The organism is Peptostreptococcus sp. D1, from assembly GCF_900112955.1.
Classification (GTDB): Bacteria; Bacillota; Clostridia; order Peptostreptococcales; family Peptostreptococcaceae; genus Peptostreptococcus.
The window spans coordinates 444992-470294 of the sequence record NZ_FONP01000001.1 but is presented as its reverse complement, the minus strand read 5'-3'; the positions used below and the strand labels follow the sequence as shown (position 1 = coordinate 470294).

The 25303-nt window shown below is 34.4% G+C and carries 18 protein-coding genes; 17 read left to right on the top strand and 1 reads right to left on the bottom strand.

Annotation, left to right across the window (positions count from 1 at the left end; translation table 11 throughout):
• The first annotated feature begins 41 nt into the window (after positions 1 to 41).
• Positions 42 to 1367 (top strand): branched-chain amino acid transport system II carrier protein, encoded by a 1326-nt coding sequence (brnQ, locus tag BM120_RS02125; RefSeq protein WP_091992830.1) that lies wholly within the window; start codon positions 42 to 44, stop codon positions 1365 to 1367.
• 242 nt (positions 1368 to 1609) lie between these two features.
• The gene (locus BM120_RS02120; RefSeq protein WP_091992829.1) at positions 1610 to 2794 is read left to right on the top strand and encodes a pyridoxal phosphate-dependent aminotransferase; all 1185 of its coding nucleotides are present in this window, start codon (positions 1610 to 1612) and stop codon (positions 2792 to 2794) included.
• A gap of 389 nt (positions 2795 to 3183) precedes the next feature.
• On the opposite strand, the gene BM120_RS02115 is transcribed toward BM120_RS02120, so the two are convergent.
• A complete protein-coding gene (locus tag BM120_RS02115; protein ID WP_091992828.1) occupies positions 3184 to 4278 on the bottom strand; it encodes an AI-2E family transporter in 1095 nt (364 codons plus the stop codon).
• A gap of 205 nt (positions 4279 to 4483) precedes the next feature.
• On the opposite strand from BM120_RS02115, the gene BM120_RS02110 reads away from it, so the two are divergent.
• The 15 genes from BM120_RS02110 to BM120_RS02040 all read left to right on the top strand — a co-directional run bounded on the left by BM120_RS02110 (position 4484) and on the right by BM120_RS02040 (position 25066).
• The gene (locus tag BM120_RS02110; RefSeq protein ID WP_091992827.1) at positions 4484 to 4879 is read left to right on the top strand and encodes a hypothetical protein; all 396 of its coding nucleotides are present in this window, start codon (positions 4484 to 4486) and stop codon (positions 4877 to 4879) included.
• A 128-nt stretch (positions 4880 to 5007) separates the two neighbouring features.
• Positions 5008 to 6984, top strand: a complete 1977-nt coding sequence (gene uvrB, locus BM120_RS02105) for an excinuclease ABC subunit UvrB (RefSeq protein WP_091992826.1) — start codon at positions 5008 to 5010, stop codon at positions 6982 to 6984.
• A gap of 45 nt (positions 6985 to 7029) precedes the next feature.
• Positions 7030 to 7605: a nitroreductase family protein gene (locus tag BM120_RS02100; protein ID WP_177187349.1), complete on the top strand. Its 576-nt coding sequence runs from the start codon at positions 7030 to 7032 to the stop codon at positions 7603 to 7605.
• Between the two features lie 27 nt (positions 7606 to 7632).
• The gene (gene uvrA, locus BM120_RS02095) at positions 7633 to 10458 is read left to right on the top strand and encodes an excinuclease ABC subunit UvrA (protein WP_091992824.1); all 2826 of its coding nucleotides are present in this window, start codon (positions 7633 to 7635) and stop codon (positions 10456 to 10458) included.
• 233 nt (positions 10459 to 10691) lie between these two features.
• The gene (gene sstT, locus BM120_RS02090; protein WP_091992823.1) at positions 10692 to 11954 is read left to right on the top strand and encodes a serine/threonine transporter SstT; all 1263 of its coding nucleotides are present in this window, start codon (positions 10692 to 10694) and stop codon (positions 11952 to 11954) included.
• Positions 11955 to 12295: 341 nt separating this feature from the next.
• On the top strand, positions 12296 to 13375 hold the full coding sequence (locus BM120_RS02085; RefSeq protein ID WP_091992822.1) for an ABC transporter permease: 1080 nt from the start codon (positions 12296 to 12298) through the stop codon (positions 13373 to 13375).
• A gap of 1 nt (position 13376) precedes the next feature.
• Positions 13377 to 15191, top strand: a complete 1815-nt coding sequence (uvrC, locus tag BM120_RS02080; protein ID WP_091992821.1) for an excinuclease ABC subunit UvrC — start codon at positions 13377 to 13379, stop codon at positions 15189 to 15191.
• 3 nt (positions 15192 to 15194) lie between these two features.
• On the top strand, positions 15195 to 16136 hold the full coding sequence (gene hprK / locus BM120_RS02075; protein ID WP_091992820.1) for an HPr(Ser) kinase/phosphatase: 942 nt from the start codon (positions 15195 to 15197) through the stop codon (positions 16134 to 16136).
• A 127-nt stretch (positions 16137 to 16263) separates the two neighbouring features.
• Positions 16264 to 17178 carry a UDP-N-acetylmuramate dehydrogenase gene (murB, locus tag BM120_RS02070; protein WP_091992819.1) on the top strand — a complete coding sequence of 305 codons (915 nt, stop codon included), beginning with the start codon at positions 16264 to 16266 and terminating at the stop codon, positions 17176 to 17178.
• A gap of 2 nt (positions 17179 to 17180) precedes the next feature.
• Entirely contained in the window at positions 17181 to 17918 is a 738-nt protein-coding gene (locus BM120_RS02065; protein WP_091992818.1) for a PHP domain-containing protein, read from the top strand.
• Positions 17919 to 17949: 31 nt separating this feature from the next.
• Positions 17950 to 18813 carry an RNase adapter RapZ gene (rapZ, locus tag BM120_RS02060; RefSeq protein WP_091992817.1) on the top strand — a complete coding sequence of 288 codons (864 nt, stop codon included), beginning with the start codon at positions 17950 to 17952 and terminating at the stop codon, positions 18811 to 18813.
• A 12-nt stretch (positions 18814 to 18825) separates the two neighbouring features.
• Positions 18826 to 19977: a gluconeogenesis factor YvcK family protein gene (locus tag BM120_RS02055; RefSeq protein ID WP_091992816.1), complete on the top strand. Its 1152-nt coding sequence runs from the start codon at positions 18826 to 18828 to the stop codon at positions 19975 to 19977.
• 34 nt (positions 19978 to 20011) lie between these two features.
• Positions 20012 to 20428, top strand: a complete 417-nt coding sequence (locus BM120_RS02050; protein WP_091992815.1) for an NUDIX hydrolase — start codon at positions 20012 to 20014, stop codon at positions 20426 to 20428.
• A gap of 7 nt (positions 20429 to 20435) precedes the next feature.
• Positions 20436 to 21401, top strand: coding sequence for a DNA-binding protein WhiA (gene whiA, locus BM120_RS02045; RefSeq protein ID WP_091992814.1), 966 nt, complete (start codon positions 20436 to 20438; stop codon positions 21399 to 21401).
• A 47-nt stretch (positions 21402 to 21448) separates the two neighbouring features.
• On the top strand, positions 21449 to 25066 hold the full coding sequence (locus BM120_RS02040) for a DNA polymerase III subunit alpha (RefSeq protein ID WP_242941527.1): 3618 nt from the start codon (positions 21449 to 21451) through the stop codon (positions 25064 to 25066).
• Positions 25067 to 25303 lie beyond the last annotated feature (237 nt).

Sequence of the window (25303 nt, the reverse complement as noted above, 5' to 3'; positions counted from 1 at the left end):
CAGCTTAAAGCTGAATATTTTAAAGAAAAAGGTGAATTAGTATGGAAATTAAGAGAAAAGACGTAATCATTTGTGGTTTTGCATTATTTGCAATTTTCTTTGGTGCAGGTAACCTAATATTCCCTCCATATCTTGGTATAGTAGCTGGGGATAGATGGTATATTGCTATGTTTGCTTTCTTGCTTTCAGATCCTGTTCTTCCAATACTTGGTGTTATTGTAACTGCTAAGTTGGGTGGTAGAGCTGATGATCTAGGAAAAAGAGTTAGTCCAAAGTTTTCTAAGTTTATTGGTACGGTAGCAATTTTGACAATCGGACCTTTCTTTGCGGTTCCTAGAACTGGAGCAACAACACATGAAATATTTGTAGCTCCATTGTTCCCAAGTGTTCCTAACTGGGTAACTTGTATAATATTCTTTGCAATCACATTATACATAACCCTGAATCCTGGTAAGGTTATAGATGTTATAGGTAAATACCTTACTCCTGCATTGATTGTAATACTTACTTTAATCGTAATTATAGCAATTGTCAATCCTCCAGATGCAAAGGTAACTACAGAAGCAACTGGATTATTTACAAGAGGTTTCTCTGAAGGATATCAGACTATGGATGCGTTGGGATCTCCATTGATGGCAGGTATAGTTATAACAGATTTGATTAGACGTGGATATACAGATAAAGAAGTACAATTTAAAGCGAGTGTTCAAATTGGTATAGTTTCTTTCATACTATTGGCTCTTGTTTATGGTGGATTGACTTATGCAGGTGCTACTGTAGGTGGTCACTTTAACGCCGACAGTGAAAGAACTGCAATTCTAATCGGTATGGTTGAATTGATGCTTGGTAATGTAGGTAAGGTATTTATGGGTGTTGCTGTTGCATTGGCATGCTTGACTACATCATCAGGTCTTTCTTCTACATGTGGTAACTATTTTGAAACAGTTTCAAATGGTAAACTAAAGTATAAGAATGTAGTGTATGTTTGTATTGCTATAGCATTAGCATTGTCATTGATAGGTGTTAGTGGATTGATAGCAATTGCTGTTCCAATATTATCAGCAATATATCCTGTTTACATAGTTCTTATCATCATGTCTATATTTGATGACAAGATTAAGTACAACTGGACTTACACAGGTGCTGTTATAGGTGCATTTGCTGTTGCATTAGTTGAAAGTATCAACCTTGCTTCAGTGATGAGAGGTGGCACATTGTTACAGGGTGCAGCAGATTCTTTAAGAGCACTTCCACTAGGACAGTTTGGATTTGAATGGTTATTACCAGCTGTAGTATGCTCAATCGCTCTAACATTGATAAGTATGGTTGGAAAAGTTGGAAAGACAATAAACGATCCACTAGAATAATATTACAAGGTAATTCGATAAATATTAAACATAAGTAAATTGAATAATATTTGTAATGAACAAGTCGTGTTTTTAGAAAATTTCAGACTACGATTTGAGATTACAAAGGAAATAAAGATATATAAATTGAAATGATTACCCTTTAGGTAGTAAATAAATGATACGACTTAACGTCCCCATCCTTAAAATGGGGATTGTTAGGGCGTCATAAAAAATGTTTTATGGTATGGGAGGTAGTAAAAATGGTTTCACAGGACATGATTAAATTAGGTACAGCTAAGTCTGTTATCAGAGAATTAGCTGCTTTTGGTGCAGCTAGAGCTGCAGTAGTTGGTGCTGAAAATGTATTAGATTTCAGTTTGGGTAATCCAAGTGTCCCAGCTCCAAAGGAAGTTCAGGATGCAATAGCAGATATAATTAAAAATAATGAACCAAAAGTTTATCACAGCTATAGCTCAGGTGCTGGACATGACGCTTGTAGAACTGCAATTGCAAATAATTTAAATAAGAGATTTGGAACAGACTACACAAAGGATAATCTGTTGATGACTTGTGGTGCAGCTGCTTCACTAAATATCGTTTTCAAGGCTTTAATAGCTTCTAATGATGATGAAATAATGGTATTGGCACCTTTCTTCCCTGAATATACAGTATGGATCGAAGGGCACGGAGCAAAGCAAGTTTTAGTTCCTTGCAAAGATGATATGCAGTTGAATGTTGAAGGAATTAGAGAAGCATTAACTCCGAACACAAAGGCTATTATAGTTAACTCACCTAATAACCCATCAGGTGTTATATACACTAAGGAAGAGGTTGAACAGCTTTGTGCATTGCTAGTTGAAAAATCTAAGGAATACGGACATCCTATCTACCTAATTACTGATGAACCATACAGAGAATTAGTATTGATAGATGGTCTAGAAGTTCCATTTATCCCAAATATGTACGAGAACACAGTAGTTTGTTATTCTTGGTCAAAATCCTTGTCACTTCCAGGTGAACGTATAGGATATGTTCTTGTTCCAAACAAAGTGGAAGATAAAATGGTTATGGCGGCTGTCGCTGGTGCTGCGAGAGTGTTGGGATACGTTTGTGCTCCAACGCTATTCCAGATGGTAATTGAAAGATGTGTGGATGTTGATCCTGACCTGACAGTTTATAAAAAGAACAGAGATTTATTGTATGATGGTCTTACTAAGTTAGGATACAAGGTTGCCAAGCCAGCAGGTGCATTCTATCTATTCATAGAGGCTCCAGATGGTGATTCAGAAAAATTCTCTGAAAAGGCAAAAGCTTATGATATGCTAGTTGTTCCGGGAACAGGATTTGGATCAAAAGCACATATGAGATTATCATATTGCGTTGAAACTGAAAAGTGTGAAAAATCACTTGCAGTATTTGAAAAGTTGATGGCAGAATACAAGTAATTTATATTTTAATAAGAAGAATTACATGCGATTAGTCTCAGATTTTTACTAGTATATTGTTTGGAATGTGCATAGTAAATGATAAAAAGCTATCAAAATGCAATCAAGTAAGGAATAAAAATAGTATATGGTGGATAATTTAGAGATTAATTATATAAAATATAGAAAAAAATAGTATTAAAAACACAAAATATTGTAATGCAAAAATGTAAAATTTATTTTACAACAACAAAAACAAAATCAATTTGAAAATCAAAAAAATTAATTTATAACCCAAGGAGCTGTTTTGTAGCTCACGAACAAACACCATAGGCAAGTGAGGTATCCTATGGTGTTTGTTTTTTTAGCAGGTGTGAAGATATTTATGTTTTCAACAGTATTTATGTAGCTTATTTATTTACATAATTTTTTAAAATTTTATATGCAGTGGCTGCTAAAGGTAGACCAAACAGTATTCCGTTTATTCCTAAAAGTCCACCTCCGACGACAATAGCGACCATTACCCAAAGTCCGGGTAATCCGACTGAATTTCCAACGACTTTAGGATAAATCACATTTCCTTCAATTTGTTGAAGTACTATTAAGAACAATATAAAGAAGGCGGCTCTTACAGGATTTACTGTTAGCATCATAACGAATCCAAAAGCACCTCCAATATATGCACCAACGATTGGAAGTAACGAAGTTAATCCTACAACCGAACCAATCATTGTGGGATACGGGAATCCAAGAATTACCAGTCCTATAGTACAAAGGGTACCAAGTATTATTGCCTCTGTAAATTGACCGATAATGAAGGCTTTGAATGTATCATTTGCTATGTCAAGAACATAGTAAGTTTTGTCTATTACAGATGCTGATAAAACCTTCTTAAATAGCTTATCAAATTGACTTTTTAATTTTTCCTTGCTGGAAACTATGTATAGAGCAATAATTGTTCCCATTACGAGATTGGTAGCAATGTTAAATATAGAGCCCAAAAACCATACCAAGCTACCAGTCCATGAGGTGATTATTTTTAGCAGTTTTTGAACTATATCTTTTGCATCAAGATTTAATTTGGATAATTCCTTGCTTACTGATGTGAATTCGCTGAAATTATTTGCCAAGCTTTTCTCAATTGCATTTATAAAATCAGGGAATGATTTCGAAAATATTACAATGGAGTTTTTTAGCTGAGGTATTATCAATCTTGAAACCAAAATTGCAAATAGAATAATCAACAAAAGTGCTAGTAATATACTTAGTCCTCTTTTAATTTGTGGTTTAATTTTTATTTTTCTATCGGTAAATATTCTTTTTTCTAAAAAGTCGACAAGTATGCTTATAATAAAGGCGAGTATTATACCTAATATTACAGGACTAAATACGGATAATACCTTCGACAGTAGCTTTGTGACATTATCTAGCTTCACCACAAGCGCTAGTATGATTCCTATGAATATCACTAATTTGTAAATGTTTTTATCAATTTTTTTAATCATTATTTCTTCCTTTACAAAATACAAAACTCAAATATTTATAGAGTGTGTTCTCGTTTGCTTTCAGTGTTTTTTTTACACTGATTATTATATATTTTACCCTAGATAAAAATTAAATACAATATTTAAAATATATGATAGAATATTAGTAAGCTATTATAATGAGTTGTGCAGTAGTAATTCTAAAAGCTTCAAAGGAGGATTTTATATGTTAGAGTTTTATAATGATGAAAAAGTTATCGCCAATTTAGAAACAAAAAGAAAGCTGGATTTAAAGAGCCAAGGAACAAATATGGTCGCAAATTGTCTGTTGGGACAAAATAAGACATCAGGTATGATACCAGATTTATATACCTTAATTCTTACTGAAAAAACTTTTTATGCTGAATATAGCAAGAGCAGCTTGCACGGTGTTAAGCCAAAAAAAATAACAAAGCTAAACATACCTAACGAAGATATAAAAGAAATTGATTTGGTTGACAAGGAAATGGATAAATATTTATATGTAAAATCTGATTGGGGTAAGGAATACTATTTCGTAATAGATTCTGTAGAGAAAATTGGAGTAGTGTCAAAGTTTATCGATTATTTTAAAAAGGATTAGTATATGTCGAATATATTTGGAGAGTTTAAAAAAGATTAACATTTATCGAATTTATTTGGCGAAGTTAAAAAAATAATATATCAAACGCATTTGGAGAAATGATATATTTTATGTGGATAGGAGGAAAAATGGAGTTTAATCTTGTTTCTGATTTCAAGCCGACTGGCGACCAACCTGAAGCTATTGGAAAAATTTCAGAGTCTATTAAAAACGGCAAGAAATTTCAGACCTTGATTGGTGTTACTGGTTCGGGCAAAACCTTTACAATGGCAAATATAATTCAAAACATTAATAAACCAACATTAGTGCTGGCTCACAACAAAACTCTTGCAGCACAGCTGTATAGCGAATTTAAGGAGTTTTTTCCAAACAATGCGGTAGAATATTTCGTTTCATATTACGACTATTATCAGCCGGAGGCTTATGTAGCTCACAGTGATACATATATAGAAAAAGATGCAAGCATAAACGATGAAATAGATAAGCTGAGGCATTCAGCCACTGCATCAATATTGGAGAGAAGAGACACAATAATTATTTCATCTGTTTCGTGTATTTATGGTTTGGGAGATCCAAAGGACTATAAAGAACTGATGCTATCACTCAGACCGGGTATGATAAAGGACAGAGACGATGTAATCAAACGACTGGTTGAAATACAGTATGAGAGAAATGATGTAAATTTTGTCAGAGGTACTTTTAGGGTAAGAGGAGATGTGTTGGAGATTTTTCCAGCTGGAAATGACGAGAGAGCAATTAGAATTGAATTTTTTGGAGATGAGATTGATAGAATTACGGAAATTGACTATTTGACAAATAAGGTATCTGGAGAAAGAAAGCATGCTGTTATTTTCCCTGCATCTCATTACGTAACGACTCCTGAGAGAGTTGAAATGGCTATAAAGTCGATAGAAATCGAATTGGAAGAAAGGATTAAATTCTTCAAAGACAATGATAAGCTACTTGAGGCTCAGAGGATTGAACAGAGAACAAACTACGACATTGAGATGCTTAGAGAAATTGGATTTTGTCAAGGGATAGAGAACTATTCTAGACATATTACTGGAAGAGCGGTAGGTGAGAGGCCATATACCTTGATGGATTTCTTTCCTGATGATTTTTTAATCATAGTAGATGAATCTCATGTTACGATTCCACAGGTAAGAGGGATGTATGCAGGCGATAGATCGAGGAAAACTTCGTTGATAGACAATGGATTCAGACTTCCATCTGCATATGATAATAGACCGTTGAGCTTTGAAGAATTTGAGGAAAATATAAACCAAATATTATTTACAACAGCTACACCAGGACCTTACGAAATGCAGAATTCCGAAGTTTTTGCTGAACAGATTATACGACCTACTGGACTATTGGATCCGTTAATTAGCGTTAGACCTGTTGAAAATCAGATTGACGATTTAGTGGTTGAGATAAACAAAAATATTGAAAGAGGAGAAAGGGTACTGATAACAACACTTACTAAGAAGATGAGTGAAGACTTGACGAACTATCTTTTGGAGCTAGGGATTAAGGTAAAATACCTTCATTCAGATATCGTTACTTTGGAGAGAACAGAGATAATAAGAGATTTGAGGTTGGGAAAATTCGATGTATTAGTTGGAATAAATTTGCTTAGAGAGGGTCTTGATATTCCTGAGGTATCATTAGTCGCGATACTCGATGCCGATAAGGAAGGATTTTTAAGATCTGAAACTTCGATGATCCAGACCATCGGTAGAGCTGCAAGAAATTCGAATGGTAGGGTAATAATGTATGCTGACAAGATAACAGATTCTATGAAGAGAGCAATTGATGAAACTGAAAGACGTAGAAGTATTCAGATGACATACAATGAAAAATATGGCATTGTTCCGATGACAATCAAAAAAGATGTCAGGGATAGTATAGAGGCGACAAAGGTTGCTGAAGAGGTTGAAATATACAGCAATATGGATATCTCAATGGTTAAAAATCAAGCCGATATTTCAGATTTAATAATAGTATTGAAGTCAGAGATGATGCTGGCAGCCGAAAATTTGGAATTTGAAAAAGCAGCTCAGCTTAGAGATAAGATAATAGATTTGGAAAAGAATTTAAAGTGATTTTTTAATGCAATATAAAATAATATAAAAAAAATGGAGGTTGCTATGAATTTTAAAGAATTGGTAATATCAAATAGAACCTGTAGAAGATATGATGCTTCAAAAGAGATAAGTAGAGAATGCTTGATTAATTTAGTGGAGCTTGCCAGATACACTCCAAGTGGAATTAATAAGCAAGGCTTGAGATTTGCAGTGGTTTGTGACTATGAAACAAATGCAAAGGTGTATGATAATTTGGGTTGGGCTGGATATTTGAAGGAATGGCCGGGACCAATAGAATCTGAAAGACCTACAGGATATATTGTATTCTTGACAGATGAAGAATATGGAAAACCAATGGATGAGGATGTTGGAATATGTTCACAGACAATAGCATTGGGTGCAAGAGCTGAAGGAATGGCGGCTTGTATTTTTAAGAGCTTTAAGGGAGAGCCAATTATCGACATATTGGGCTTGGATAAAGAAAGATACAAGGTTATTTTGGTTATGTCGATTGGATATCCGGTCGAGGAAGCTGTTGTTGATGATATCAAGCCAGGTGAGGATATCAAATATTATAGAGATGAAAAGCAAGTACATCATGTTCCAAAGATAGTCCTTGAAGACTTGATTGTAAAATAGGAACGTAGTTAATGAAAGAGAGAATTGATGAAAGATTTTATTACGATAAAAGGAGCTAGAGAAAACAACTTAAAAAATGTAGATTTAGTTATTCCGAGAAATAAGTTTATAGTGTTTACGGGACTTTCGGGTTCGGGAAAGTCTTCTTTGGCATTTGATACGATATACGCAGAGGGACAGAGAAGGTATGTTGAGAGCTTATCCTCCTATGCCAGACAGTTTTTAGGGCAAATGGATAAGCCGAGTGTGGACTATATTGAAGGTCTTTCTCCTGCAATTTCTATCGATCAGAAGACGACTTCGAAAAATCCTAGATCCACAGTAGGTACTGTTACTGAGATATATGACTATCTTAGATTGTTGTTTGCAAGAGTTGGAGAAGTTCACTGTCCAGTATGTGGAAATGTCATAAGTCAAATGACAATACAGGAAATTGTGGACAAGGTTATGGAATACGATGAGAGATCGAGACTTCAAATTTTGTCTCCAGTAGTTAGAGGTCAAAAAGGAACTCATAAAAAGACATTGGATTTTATTCAAAAAGAAGGCTATGTAAGGGTCAGAGTAGATGGCGAGAACTATGAGATTACTGACGATATAGATCTTGAAAAGAATAAGAAACACTCCATTGAAGTGGTTATCGATAGAATAGTGGTAAAGAGTAGCATTGAAGCTAGATTGGCTGATTCTATCGAAGCGGCAGTGAAATTGTCTGATGGATTAGTTGTAATTCAAGATTTAAATGGAAACGAAACACTTTTTTCCACAAAATTTGCCTGCCCTGATCACGGTGTGGGAATTGAAGAGCTGTCTCCAAGAATGTTTTCCTTTAATGCACCGTTTGGTGCGTGCGAAGCTTGTAATGGTCTTGGGGAAAGTAAAGAAGTTGATGTAGATTTAGTTGTTCCGAATAAAGAACTGAGTTTAAAACAAGGAGCAATTGCAGCTTGGTCGAGTAATGGACTTAACGACAATACCTATTATACGAAGATGATTTTGGCACTGTGCGACAAGTTCAATGTTTCTATTGATACGCCATTTAAAGATTTGCCAGAAGATTTTGTACAAGAATTGCTATATGGCGATGAAAATGTGATTGTGTCATTTGAATTTGAGTCGAAATTCGGTGGCTATAAGGAGTACAAAAATTACTATGAGGGTGTTATCGTCAACCTTGAGAGAAGATATAAAGAGACGTATTCGGATGCAATGAGAGATAGAATTGAAGAATTTATGTCGGAAAAACCATGTCCGAGGTGTAAGGGAAAAAGGCTAAAGCCAGAAGTGCTGGCAGTGACAGTCGGAGGCAAGGATATTATTCAGGTTACAGAGCTGTCTGTTGAGGCTTTGGTGGATTTTATGAAAAATTTACAGCTGAGTGAAAAAAATTCATTTATAGCAAAGGATATATTAAAAGAAATCATAGAGAGAGCAAGCTTTTTGAACAATGTAGGACTAGGATATCTCAACTTATCGAGAAAGGCAGGCACGCTTTCTGGAGGAGAATCACAGAGAATAAGGCTTGCGACTCAAATCGGCTCAGCCCTAACTGGTGTTTTGTATGTATTGGATGAGCCCAGTATTGGACTTCATCAAAGAGACAACGATAAGCTGATTTCGACATTGAAAAAGCTGACTGATCTTGGAAACACACTTATCGTTGTTGAGCATGATGAGGACACGATGAGAGCCTCAGATCATATTGTAGATATAGGTCCGGCGGCAGGTATTCATGGTGGAGAAATCGTGGCACAGGGTACGGTGGAAGAAATAATAAAAAATTCGAATTCCATTACAGGAAAATATTTGAGTGGTGAGATTTCCATTCCGATTCCCGAAATGACAAGAGAAGGCAACGGTAACTTTATTCGTGTAATTGGAGCAGAGGAAAATAATCTTAAGAATATTGATGTTGACTTTCCCTTGGGCAAGTTTATCAGTGTTACTGGAGTATCAGGCTCTGGGAAATCGACACTCGTAAATGAAATACTATATAAGGGGCTCGCTCAGAAGATAAATAAATCGAAGTATAGACCAGGAAAGCATAAGGAAATACTTGGTATTGAAAACATCGATAAAATAATAAATATTGATCAGAGTCCGATTGGGAGGACTCCTAGGTCAAATCCGGCTACATATACAGGTGTTTTTGATATGATTAGAGATCTTTTTGCATCGACAAATGAAGCGAAGGCTAGAGGCTACAAAAAAGGAAGATTTAGCTTCAACGTGAAAGGTGGAAGGTGTGAAGCCTGTAAGGGTGATGGAATATTGAAGATCGAGATGTTCTTTTTACCAGACGTGTATGTTCCATGTGAGGTTTGCAAGGGTGAGAGATATAATAGAGAAACCTTACAGGTAAAATACAAGGATAAAAGTATTTCTGATGTCCTTGATATGAATGTAGAAGAAGCATTGAGCTTTTTTGAAAATATACCGACTATCAAGAGGAAATTAGAGACCTTGATGGACGTTGGTTTATCATATATAAAATTGGGACAGCCATCTACACAGCTTTCGGGTGGAGAGGCTCAGAGAATTAAGCTTGCTACTGAGTTGAGTAAAAGACCAACTGGAAAAACAGTGTACATATTAGACGAGCCGACGACAGGGCTACACTCGGAAGATGTCAGAAAATTGATTGAAGTTCTGCAAAGAATTGCTGATACAGGAAATACGGTAATTGTAATTGAACACAATTTGGATGTGATTAAAACAGCAGACCATATAATTGATCTTGGTCAGGAAGGTGGTAATCTCGGAGGTAATGTAATTTTCACAGGTACACCAAGAGAAATATGCGATTTTAAAGAAAGCTATACAGGTAGATACTTAAGTAAAATTATGAAATAACGCAAGAAAATCAATACAATAAACATTTATTATATATTAATATTAATATATTTTAGACTATGATTTAGTATATAAAGAATTATTAAAAAAATGAATATTGTATAGATAATAATTGCAAAATATTATATAATATCTATACATACGAGACACTGTGCTCTGAATTTGTGGCACAGTGTTTTCTATTAGGTGTAGAGTTATTATTTTTAATATAATTTTTATAGGAGGTATTTACTATGAGAGATTTACTCAGTAAGTGGAATAGCATAAGTCTCGTAAAACGTATTATTATTGGTATGTTTATCGGTGCTATTCTTGGAATTGTTGTCCCGAAATGGGAAGGAATAGGGATTTTGGGCTCTCTATTCGTAGGTGCGTTGAAGGCAGTGGCACCATTGTTGGTTTTCTTCCTAGTTATAGCTGCGATTTCACAGCATAAATCAGGACATAAAACTAACATGAAAAGCATTATTGTGTTGTATTTGATAGGAACATTTTCAGCTGCACTTGTAGCAGTTTTGTCTAGTTTTATTTTCCCAATTGAATTGGTATTGGCAGAAGGAGCAACCGATGTGACGGCTCCAGGTGGAATTGCAGAAGTATTAAAAACGTTACTAATGAATATAGTTGACAATCCGGTCAATGCATTAGTGTCGGCTAATTATATCGGTATTTTAACATGGGCAATTATTTTTGGCTTCGCTTTGAGAAATTCATCTGAAGGAACAAAGTCACTTTTGGTTAATATTTCTGAAGGAGTGTCACAGGCTGTTAGATGGGTAATAAGCTTTGCACCATTTGGTATTTTGGGCTTGGTATATAGTACAGTATCGACAAATGGGCTTGGTGTTTTTGCCGATTATGGAAAACTGCTGCTAGTTCTTGTTGGCTGTATGTTCTTTGTTGCACTAGTAGTCAATCCTATAATAGTGTGGACACACACGAGAACAAATCCTTATCCACTTGTTTTTAGAACACTTAAAGATAGTGGGCTATATGCATTCTTTACTAGAAGTTCTGCTGCAAATATTCCTGTTAATATGAAGCTTTGTAAGGACCTTGGATTGGATAAGGATACATATTCAGTTTCTATTCCTTTGGGAGCAACTATAAACATGGCTGGTGCATCGGTTACAATTGCAGTGCTGGCATTGGCAGCTGCTAATACTTTGGGGATCAAGGTTGATTTACCAACTGCAATCATTCTTTCTGTATTATCTGCTGTATCTGCTTGTGGAGCGTCAGGTGTCGCAGGAGGATCATTGCTATTGATACCACTTGCGTGCTCGTTATTTGGTGTACCAAACGATATAGCTATGCAGGTTGTCGGAGTTGGTTTCATAATAGGTGTTATCCAGGACTCTTGTGAAACTGGACTTAACTCTTCCTCAGACGTTCTATTTACAGCAACAGCAGAATTAGCTGAAAGAAGAAAGGCTGGCAGAAAGGTAGATTATGCATCAATAATCGCTGATGCAAAAGCCGCAGAAAATAATTAATATATCAGAAAAGGTCGACCGAGGGAATTTGTCGACATAAAAGGAAATATTGAAAATAATAATATAATGAAATAATGATATAACTACACTGAAATTGATTTATAGGTGTTTAAAAATCGGAAATATTTATGAGATGTAATCTTGGACAATATTGTGATTTTCAATGCCAAGTTATCAATTAGAGAGTTGATGAATAAAATTTGAAGCATATGTGGCAGCAGCTTGAATATATAATATTCTGGGTGCTGCTATTTTTTTATAAAAAGGGTTGATTGTATGATGAATTAGTTTATAATAAAAAGTAATAAAATTTTTATTATTTTATCAAGGGAGTAGTTCTTATGAGAAAATGTGTTATTTCGATTTTTAGTATATTGTTAATAGTATCAACAATGCTAGCGATACTAGTGTTATTTAATAAAAAAAATAATATTTTTACAAAAGATTTTTATATTGGTATAGTAACTGTTGAAGGTGACTCTGAGCCGGAGATAAGCTTTATGGATAAATCTTTGAATAATATCGGTAAAATCAAATTGGATGCTAACGCTTTCTTAACCGTTTTCAATTACAATAAAGTAGAGCAAGATAAAAATGCATTTTACTTTGTTAAAGATTCAAGTATATCTTCTAAAACCGACGAGTTATTAAAAGTAAATAAAAAAGATTTTAAGCAAAGTGATATAAAAATAAATTGCTACCCTAGTTATTTCTTTGTTGGTAAAAATAATATCTATACAATTGAAATATTAGTGGGTAAAGCTAAATTGAATATATATGACAAAGAAAAAAATACTTCAATAGCTGATGAGAAAATAAATCATACATTATCTCCTTCAATATTCGAGTATAATTCGGATTTATATTACTATATGAATGACAAAAATAAAGTAACTCTTTATAACCATACGAAGAAAAAATCTGAATTGACGCTTGAAGGCATTAATGAAGTTCTATATACACATCTTGATGGTGATACGATATGTGCTTTAGGAAAATTTATTGAAGCTGATGAAAAAGGACAAATAGGCAAATATGATTTAATAGAGTATAATCTGAAGACGAAAGCAATATCAAAGACAATTATTAAAAATGACTCCTATAGATATATGTTTTCTGATTTGATACTGTTTAACAATAATATTATTTTGCAGGAAGATATTACTATGGTGCTTTTTAAAGATAAAAAGGAAATAGTATATTTAGATAGAGACTCAAAGCAAATAAAAAATATTATAGTAGACGAATATCCACAATCAATAAACGTAGATAATGAAAATAATCTGATACTAGTATCTAAGAACAGTATCTCTATATATGATAAGGATTTTAAATTAATAAAACATAAAAAAATAGATATTATCGAAAAAGATGACTATGGTCGAAGGTTTAATTCATATATACTAATAGGAGGAAAGTAGCTTGTTTGATATTAAGGCTCATTTGAAGACTCTGCCGGATAGTCCGGGTGTTTACATAATGAAGGATAAATATGAGAATGTAATTTACGTTGGAAAAGCAGTATCTCTAAAAAATAGAGTAAGACAGTATTTTCAGTCATCGAAAAATCATGCTGGCAAGGTGAAGTCGATGGTAAAAAATATTAATAGCTTTGAGTATATAATGACTGACTCTGAATTAGAAGCATTGATACTGGAATGTAATTTAATAAAAAAATACAAGCCGAAGTATAATGTATTGTTGAGGGATGATAAAACCTATCCATACATAAAGGTTACTGTTAACGAATCTTATCCAAGAGTGATTAAAACCAGAAGGATATTAAAGGATGGAGCAAAATATTTTGGACCTTACTCGAATGTTTCTGCTGTAAATGACACCTTGGAAATTATAAGAAACATATATCAGCTTAGAGCTTGCAATATAGATATAGATAAGGCGATTAGACAAGGGAGCAGACCGTGCCTAAATTATCATATAAAAAGGTGTATAGGTCCTTGTACAGGAAGAGCTGATAGAGCGGAGTATATGGATATGGTAAACGAAATAACGCTGTTTCTATCTGGTAAGCAGGAAAATCTTATTGATACTATGACTCAAAAGATGAAATATTATTCTGATAATCTAATGTTTGAAGAGGCTGCAAAATTTAGAGATAAGATATCGAGCCTGAATGATATCATTGAAAAACAAAAGATTTCAAATGTACAAAATAATTCAGATCAAGATGTGATTGCTATGGCAAATACTGAGGCTGAGGCGTGTGTTCAGATATTTTTCATTAGAAATGGTAAAATTTCAGGCAGAGAGAATTTTATGCTAGAAGGTGTACAAGGTAACGATAGAGAGGTTATATTGGGCTCATTCATGAAGCAATTCTATATGTCTCAGGAGTATATACCTAAAGAGCTGATAGTTGAAGAACGCTTTATGGATTTGGAGATTGTCACAGAGATGCTTTCTTCCAAGAGAGGAACGAATGTGAGTATTAGAGTACCACAAAAAGGAGAAAAAAGAGCTCTCATACTGATGGTTAGAAAAAATGCAGACGAGTATTTGATAAAATTCGGTGATTTGAAGAAGCGTAAATATGAAAAGAGTTTGGGTGCGTTGGAAGAATTAAAGGAGCTGTTGGGATTAGATTCGATGCTAAATAGGATAGAGGCATACGATATTTCTAATATTCAAGGAGTAGATTCTATCGGAGCAATGGTAGTATACACCAACGGACTAAAAGACAAAAAAGAATACAGAAGGTTTAAAATAAAAACGGTTGAAGGTGCTGATGATTATGCTTCTATGGCTGAAATACTGGATAGACGATTAAAGCATGGAAATTTACCGGATTTGATTCTGCTGGATGGTGGAAAGGGACAGGTTAGTGCCGTTAAAAAAGTTTTAGATAAAAACGGTGAAGATATACCACTTTGGGGTATGTATAAGGATAATAGACATAGAACTAAGGGCTTGGTAAATTCTGAGATGGATATTGAACTAGAGAATACCTCTGGAATATATAGATTTGTAGCTGGTATTCAAGAAGAGGTGCATAATTACGCTGTTTCATATCATAGAAGCTTGAGGGACAATAAAATGACAAGATCAGCATTGGATGATATTTATGGTGTGGGACCGAAGAAGAAAAAAGCACTGATGGAAAAATTCGGAGATATAGATTCCATCAAAAATTCAAAGGCTGAGGATTTGATTTCTATAAAGGGCATTAATGAGGAATTGGCAAAATCTATTTTGAAGCATTTAAAGAAAGTGAGATAAAAAGTGAGTGAAGTTACAGTTAGAAACTTAATAGATGATTTGAATTTAACCGAAGTAATATCGCCAAAGGGTAAGGCGGAGCTGACGGTAATTACCGAACAAGAAATAAATAGACCAGGGATACAGCTGGCAGGATATTTTGATTATTTTACTGCTGAGAGAATACAGATAATTGGTAAAACAGAATATACTTTTTTTGGGAATTTTGATAAGAAGCATAGAGAGGATACTTTAAAAACGCTTTTTTCATATGATATTCCTGTAATAATAATCACTAGAGGCTTAAATCTAAGAGAGGATTTTTATTACTGGGCAAAAAAATTCGATAAAATTGTGTGTACAACTGATAAGGAAACTACAAAATTCATGAACAAGATGTCTTCCTATCTGGATGATAAAATGGCACCACAGGAAACCATTCATGGAGTGTTGGTGGATATCAATGGAGTTGGAGTTTTGATAAAAGGAGAGAGTAGTATTGGAAAATCGGAAACTGCACTTGAGCTTGTGCAAAATGGAAACAGATTAGTTGCTGATGATGCTGTGGAGATAAAAAAAATAGATGAGGGTCTGCTGGTCGGACAGGCACCGGAGATTCTTAGAAATTATCTTGAAATAAGAGGGATAGGTATTGTAGATATCAAAAACCTATATGGTGCAAAGAGTATTAACATCAGCAAGAAAATAGATATGGTAGCATATCTGGAAAACTGGAAAGAAGGAAAATATTACGATAGACTCGGGTTGGATAGAGATTATGAATACATTTTGGGTGAGAAAATCGAAAAAATAGTAATACCTGTAAAGCCAGGAAGAAATGTTGCCATGGTCCTAGAGGTTGCTGCCATGAATTATAGACAAAGACAATTGGGAATGGATTCGGCTATCGAATTTACCAGCAAATTGGAACAAATAATAAGTCAAAAAACTGTAGCAAAAAAATAAGTTGATTTTGCTATGATTGAAACCATACATTATTTAATTATTTTTTTACAAGGTATTGTTATTTTTTTATATTTTGGTTATTATATAAGGTGGTATAGTTTTATGTAATTGAAAATAGGAGGAAGAAATGACTAAGAATGAATTGTATGGAATGCTTAAGGACATTATAGATGAAAATTCAATTTTTATAGATGAGTCAATGAAAAAACATATTTCCTTCAAAGTAGGAGGTACGGCTGATATTTTGGTCAGACCAAAGACAGAAGACGAAATAAAGAATATTTTTAGATTTTTAAATGATAATACAATACCTTTTCTTGTAAAAGGAAATGGTTCAAATATATTGATTAAAGATGGTGGATTTAGGGGTGTAGTGATTGAAATTGCTGATAATTTCAGTTCATTTGAAATTGTTGGTGACAATATGATAATTCAGACTGGGGCATTGTTATCTTCAATTGGTAGAGCTGCGATGGAAAATAATTTGACCGGGTTTGAGTTTGCTTCTGGGATTCCGGGAACTCTTGGTGGTGCTTTGGCTATGAATGCAGGCGCATATGGCGGTGAGATGAAAAATATTGTTAAATCTGTGAGACTGATGGATGAAAAGGGAAAAATAATTGAGTTTACAAATGAAGAGATGGAGTTTGGATACAGACATAGTATATTGTCAGACAGAAAAATGATAGCAATTTCGGCAGTTATATCTTTGAAAAACGGAAATTTTGATGAGATAAAGGAAACGATGGAGGATCTTGCCTATCAGAGAAGAACAAAGCAACCACTTGAATATCCAAGTGCAGGTAGTACATTCAAGAGACCAGAGGGATATTTTGCTGGTAAGCTGATTCAAGATTCAAATTTAAAAGGTGCGAGTGTGGGTGGAGCGATGGTTTCTGAAAAGCACTCTGGATTTGTCATAAATTATAATAATGCAACAGCCACTGACATTATCAATTTGATAGAACATATCAAAAGCATTGTATATGAACAACAAGGTGTAAGACTTGAAGAGGAAGTAAAGATTTTAGGTGAAGATTAATTATGAAAATTATTGGAGACTTTCATACACATACGATTTTCAGTTGTGGAAACAATGAAAAAAGAAGACACGCAAAGGGTACTATTGAAGAAAATGTCCTGGTCGCGATTGATAAGGACCTAAAGAAAATAGGAATTTCAGAGCATGGATTTTCTCATAATTTCTATGGATTATCTAGAAAAAATGCTCTAAAAGAAAGAGAAGAAATAGATAGATTAAACGAGAAGTATAGCAATATTGAAATCTTGATGGGGATGGAATGTAATATACTAGATGATAGTGGAAGGATCGATATGGAAGAGGATTTGATAGACAAGTTTGATTATATTCTAGCAGGGTACCATTATGGTGCAAAACCGACTTCCTTGAGATCTCTATTGCATAACATAGACAATCTTTTGTTTGGTGGAATCTTTTCAAAAGAATATAACACCAGAGCCGTTGTAAATGCCATGCAAAAATATAATATTTTATATATAACACACCCTGGAGATAAAGGGGCAGTAGATATTGAGAGGGTTGCCGACATGGCCGAAAAGACAGGTACAGGGCTTGAAATAAATGGTCATCATAGGAAGCTTAGTCCTGAGATGATTAAGAAAATCGGCGATAGAAATATAAAGTTCTACATCGGCTCTGATGCACATTCTCCAGAGAATGTTGCGAATTTTGAAAAGGCATTTAAAATTGTAGAAGAAGCTGGTTTGGACGTCAGTAGAATAGAAAATATTGAAGTTTAAGTGTGGAACAAAAAATAAAGGAGGCTTTGGTATGAAATTTGTCATAGTAACGGGATTATCTGGTTCTGGAAAAAGTGAAGCAATGCGAGCATTAGAAGATATGGGGTATTACTGTGTCGACAATTTACCTCCTGCATTAATAGTGAATTTTGCAGAATTGTTTTTTCATTCAAATTCAAATATAGATAAAGTGGCGTTGGGAATCGACATCAGGGGGAGAGAGTTCTTTCAAGAATTAAACTCTGCCTTGGAGCATTTGGATTCTGCTAATTTTAAGTTTGACATGATATATTTGGATTGTGATGATGATGTATTGGTTAAGAGATATAAGATGACGAGGAGAAATCATCCATTGGCGGCAAATTCTCAAATTTCTGATGGAATAAAAAAAGAAAGAGTGATAATGGAACCGCTAAAAAAATATTCAAGGATGATAATCGATACTAGCAATATGAAGCCAAAGGATTTGAAGCAGGAAATTGCTAGTATATATGATGAAGATGATGGTCTAAACAGTCCAAATATAACAATTTCTGTGGTTTCATTTGGTTTTAAATATGGAATTCCAATAGATGCAGATTTGGTATTTGATGTAAGGTTCCTACCCAATCCATACTATGATCTAAATCTGAGACCTAAAACTGGAGATAGCGAAGCTGTGAGAGCATTTGTAATGAACTCGGAAGTGAGTAATGCATTTGTTGAAAAGCTATTTGATTTGTATGATTTTCTAATACCGCAGTATATCAATGAAGGAAAGCAACATCTAGTGATTGGAATAGGCTGTACAGGCGGAAGACATAGATCTGTAACAATCGCAAACTATTCTTTTGATTATCTGAACGACAAGGGTTATAGAGTAGTGAAGAAGCATAGAGATGCAAAGTTAGACTAATTGGAGGATGTTATGCAGATAAACTTATCAGGACTTGAGATGATACTTGCATTGCTTGCATTTTTGGGTGTGATCTCTTTTATAATTGCATTTTATGTTATCTATAGATTTATTTTATTATACAAAAAGACAGTGGATCAGAATCAGATTACGATTGAAACCATTCAGAAAAATAAATTTGAGCCCAAAATAGTTGTAATTGGAGGCGGTACAGGTCAATCTGTTTTTTTGAGAGGGCTTAAGCATACCACAAAAAATATTACTGCTATAGTGACTGTTGCAGATGATGGTGGTGGCTCAGGTGCATTGAGAGAGGATCTTGGAATGCTACCACCTGGAGACATTAGAAATTGTCTGTTAGCACTTGCGAACATAGAACCTACGATGAATGAAGTAATGCAGTATAGGTTTTCTGATGGAGCACTTAAGGGGCAAAGCTTTGGAAATTTATTTATCGCTGCGATGACTGGGTTATACGATAATTTTGAAACTGCTGTTTACAAGATGAGTCAAATTTTTGCCATTACGGGAAAGGTATTGCCAGTTACAATGGAGGATATCAATCTTGTCGCCGAGCTGGAAAATGGAGAAAAAATAGTAGGCGAATCAAATATTCCAAGTGCTGCTAGAAGGGCAAAATGCAAGATTAAAAAAATGTCCCTAGATAAGGAAAATGCAAAGCCTTTGGATGAAGTTATTACGTCTATAAAAGAAGCTGATGCGATAGTAATAGGTCCTGGCAGTCTATATACGAGTATTCTTCCAAATATTTTGGTGGATGGCGTTGTAGATGCTTTATCTAGTTCAACTGCCCCCAAAATATATATTTGCAATATAATGACACAGCCAGGAGAAACTGATGGCAAGGATGTTGTAGATCATGTGAAAGTATTGGTCGAGCATTCGGGTGTGAATTTTATTGATTATGTAATTGTAAATAACGAAGAGCTGCCAGTTGGTGTTTTTGAGAGATATGCAAAGGACGGGGCAAAATTGATTTTATTGGATGAAAAACAGAGGGAATATCTAGGGCTGTCTGGAATTGCCTGTTTAGAACAGAAATTGATAGAGATTAGAAGTGGTTATATTAGGCACGATGCGGATTTATTATCAAATATCGTGATGAAGATTGCAATAAAGCACAGCTATAATACTGATTTGTAAGAATTATAATTAATTCTTTTTAAGGAGTGATACTATGAGAGAAGAGGTAAGTGCAGGTGGAGTTGTTGTTCTTGGTAATTCTATACTGTTGCTGAGAAAGTACAATGGTGATTGGGTTCTCCCCAAGGGAAAAGTAGAATTGGGAGAAACTCATAAACAAGCTGCTCTTAGGGAAGTTAGAGAAGAAACTGGAGTAAAAGCCAAAATAGGAAGGTATTTGGGTGAGATACATTATACATATAAAGAAAACTGGGACGATAGCAAGGATGTTCACAAGATAGTTTATTGGTATTTGATGTGTGCCAAAAATATGGATACTGTTCCACAAAAAGAAGAAGGTTTTGTAGAAGCCAAATTTATTCATATTAATAGAGTTGCTGATATGGCTAGATATACTGATGAAAAAGAAATAATAAAGGTCGCCTTGAAAGAGCTTGAAAAGGAAAAATAGAGAGATTATGTCATTTTCAACTGAGACAAAAAATGAGCTTTCAAGAATGGATATTGGCAACAGAGCTTTGGATATAGCCGAATTATCAGCTATAATAAGACTTTCAGGAAGCTTGCATTTTATGGGAAATATGCAAATAGGGCTAAAAATTACTACTGAGTTAAACTCTATAGCGAGAAGAGTTTTTAAAATACTGAATAGAGAATTTGGAATCAACACTAGTATCACTGTTAATAAAAATCAAATGCTAAAGAAAAATAATAGTTACGTGTTAACTATTACTCCTGAAATGGGAGCATCAAAGCTATTGGTAGCCTTGGGAATATTAGATAATGAAAATACGTTTATCACAAGAAATGATATTTCCAACAAAATAGTAAAAGAGCCAGAGGACGCCCATGCATATATCAGAGGGGCATTTTTGGGCGGTGGATCAATAAACGATCCAGAAAAAAACTATCATATGGAATTTGTAGCAAATAACGAAGATTATGCTTATGAATTAAGTGAGCTTATAAATTCCATGGGATTTAATAGCAAAATTGTAGCGAGAAAGAATAATTTTGTGGTATATTTGAAGGAAAGTGAGCAGATTTCAGATTTACTGGCAATAATTGGAGCTACAAATGCAATGTTTGCATTACAAAATATAAAAATAATCAAAGAAATGAGAAATAATGTAAATAGAATAGTAAATTGTGAGACGGCTAATTTGTCTAAAACTGTAGATGCGGCTGTTAGGCAAGTTGAAAATATATTGATTATACAAAAAACTATCGGCATAAGGGGACTTCCAGAGAATCTTCAAGAGTTGGCTATGCTTAGATTAGAATATGAAGATATGAGCTTGAAGGAATTGGGCGAAATGTTACATCCTCCTCTTGGAAAATCTGGTGTAAATCACAGGTTCAAAAAAATAGAAGAAATTGCCAATAGACATAGAGATGAAGTATCTTTGGAGGATTTATTTTAAGCTGGTGCCCTTTGCATCAGCTATTTTAAAATAGTGGAGGTGATAGTGTGAATGTAGAAAAAAACAATGAAATATATCAAGCTATAGACAATGGAGAAAAAAATGATTTTTGTCATCTTCATGTGCATACAGAATATAGTCTTTTAGATGGTTTTTCCAGACTAGATTGGCTGATTCCAAGGATAAAGGAGTTGGGAATGAGCTCCTGTGCAATTACAGATCATGGATCGATGTTTGGAGTTGTCGATTTTTATAAAAAATGCAAGAAAAATGGAATAAAGCCTATTATAGGCTGTGAAGTGTATGTAGCTCCAAGAGCTATGTCAGAAAAAGACCCAATGATAGATAAATACTCATCACACCTGATATTACTAGCTGAAAATAATGATGGATACAAAAATTTGATAAAAATAGTATCTGATTCTTATACGGAAGGCTTTTACTACAAACCTAGAACTGATAAAGAGCAGCTGAGAAAATACTCGGATGGAATAATATGTCTATCAGCGTGTCTAAATGGTGAAATTCCAAAGGCTTTGATGGCGAGGGATTATGACCTGGCAAAAAAACTTTCAATTGAATACAGGGAAATTTTTGGTAAGGATAATTTCTTTTTAGAGCTACAGGATCATAATCTGTTTGAGGACAAAGAGGTAAACGCTGGCTTGCTGAAGCTGTCAAAAGAGCTTGATATTCCATTGGTTGCAACAAATGATTCACATTATGTTAGAAGAGAGGACTCTGAGAATCACGATGTATTATTATGTATCCAGATGCAAAAGATAGTTGATGATCCTACCAGAATGAAATTTCCAAATGATGAGTTTTACATAAAATCCAGAGCAGAGATGGAGGAGCTGTTTTCATTTGCACCTGAATCAATTGACAATACACTAAAAATAGCTGAAAGATGTAACGTAGAATTCGATTTTAATACATATCATATCCCTTCATTTGAGGTTCCAGATGGAATGACAGCCTTGGAATATATGAGAAAGCTTTGTTATCTTGGTCTTGAGGATAGATATGGAGCCGATGTGGATGATGAAATCAAGGAAAGACTTGACTATGAGATTGATGTGATTGCAAATATGGGCTATATAGAGTATTTTTTGATAGTTTGGGACTTTATAAACTTCGCAAAGAGCAATAATATAATTGTAGGTCCTGGAAGAGGATCGGCGGCTGGATCGATAGTTGCTTATACATTGAAAATAACGGATATCGATCCGATAAAGTACAATTTGTTGTTTGAGAGATTTTTAAATCCAGAGAGAGTAACTATGCCTGATATAGATATTGACTTCTGTTACGAAAGAAGAGAGGAGGTAATTGAGTATGTGAAGGAGAAATATGGCTCCGATCACGTAGCTCAGATAATTACATTCGGTACAATGGGAGCGAAGCTTGCTATTAGAGATGTAGGTAGAGTTTTGGATATCCCATATAATAAAGTCGACTCAATAGCAAAAGAGATACCATTTTCTTTGGGAATGACAATAGATAAGGCATTCGATGAAAATCCTAATCTTGAAAAATTATACGATAATGATGGAGACGTGAAGCGAATAATAGATATATCAAAGCAGCTGGAGGGAATGCTGAGACATGCTTCCACTCATGCAGCCGGTGTTGTTATTTCTAAAAATCCTGTTTACGAATATGTTCCACTTTATAGAAATCAAGATTCAATAACAACTCAATTTACAATGACAACGCTTGAAGAATTGGGACTTTTGAAAATGGATTTCCTCGGTCTGAGAACACTTACAGTGATTAGAGATACCTTAGATTTGATAGAGCTGAATAGAGAGTCTAAGGGGTATACAGAGAAAATTGATTTTTCAAGGATGGAATACGATGATCCAAAGGTGTATGAGCAGCTGTCGCTGGGGAATACAATGGGTGTGTTTCAGCTGGAAAGTGCTGGTATGAGAAGCTTTATGAAGCAGCTGAAGCCAAGTAGCTTTGAAGACATTGTTGCCGGAATATCTTTGTATAGACCAGGTCCAATGGAATCGATTCCAAAATATGTGAATTGCAAGCATAATCCAAGTGAAGTTACGTATTTGCACGAAAAGCTAAAGCCTATTTTGGATGTAACATATGGTTGCTTGGTATATCAGGAGCAGGTTATGCAGGTTGTTAGAGAGCTAGGTGGATATAGCTTCGGTAGAAGTGACCTGGTTAGAAGAGCCATGAGTAAAAAGAAAATGGATGTTATGGAAGAAGAAAGACAGTATTTTATTCATGGAAAGCTAGACAAAAATGATGAAATAGAAATTGCGGGATGTGTTAGAAATGGTGTACCTGAGTATATTGCAAATCAAATATTTGACGAGATGATTGATTTTGCAAAATACGCATTTAACAAATCTCATGCAGCTGCTTATGGCGTTTTGGCATATGAGACAGCATATTTGAAGGTCCATTATCCAGTCGAATTTATGGCAGCTTTGATGACCTCTGTCATGGGAAATACTGATAAGCTTGTAGAATACATTGGAGAATGTGAATCTATAGGAATTAGGGTTTTGCCACCTGATATCAACAAGTCATTTTCAAAGTTTTCCGTTGATGGAGACAATATAAGATTCGGCTTGGCAGCTGTGAAAAATGTTGGAGCATCGGTGATAGATAACATTGTTTCTGAAAGAAATAAAAATGGTGAATTTACAGATTTATCGGACATGATAAAAAGACTTGATGCAAAATATACAAATAAGAGAATTATCGAGAGTTTGATAAAGGGTGGAGCATTTGACACTACTGGGCAAAATCGAGCGACTCTTTTGTACAACTTCGAGTCAGTATTGGAAAGTGTATCAAAATCTAGAAAGAATAATATTGAAGGGCAGATATCGATGTTTGACTTGTTTGCAGGAGATGAGCTTGATGGCAGCATGATTTCGACTAGCTCTAATTTGACTTTTAGAGAGGAGCTAAAGGATAAGCTTAGGTTAGATATGGAAAAAGAAGTTTTGGGCATATATGTTTCAGGGCATCCTCTGTCAGAATACAAGGAGGTATTGACAAAAAGAGCTTCAATAAATACACTGATGATTAATTCCCTAAAGGAGGAGCCAGAAAAGCTATTGGAGCTTAACAATTCTGAACAGATAATAGGTGGGATAATTGTCGCCAAAAAGGTACTTTCTACTAAGAAAAACCAATTGATGGCTTTTTTTGAGCTTGAAGACTTATACGGAAAGATTGATTTGATTGCTTTTCCAAATGAGCTAGAAAAGTACACTGATTTGTTGCGAGAAGATAAATTTGTTCTAGTAAAGGGTAGAATAAGTGTTAGAGGCGATGATATCGTGTCATTGAATATTACAGAGATAAAGGCTATAGATGACGAAAGTGAATTTTCTACTCAAAAGAAATATAATACCAATAAATTTGCCATAACTCAAAATATTGGAACAGGGAAAAAAGTGTTTTTGAGAATAGATTCCATGTCAAATAAGGAATTGATAAACAAAATTTATTCAATAATAAATACGAATCGAGGAACGGATGAGGTAGTTATATTCCCAGTAGACGAAAATGAAAATGGCAGCAAAATTACGTATAAATTAAAAGGCACGGGAGTATATGCTAACGAAGGATTTGAGGAGGAGCTTCAGAAAATTCTAGAAAAAAATGACATAGTAATAAAATAATAATATAATAACAATATAATAATATGGTAATATATTGAAGAGCAATGTAAGAATATATCGAATATCAATGTAAGAATATATTGATGGATTGCTATATATTATATATTAGCGAAATTAGACAATTGGCTCGTGCATTCAATTTAGTTGAAAGTGAATGCTACGGGCTTTTTGATTATGCAATGAACCGTTTTAAAGCTATTTCTTGTGAAAATATTTAGTTGGAATGCATTTTACAAT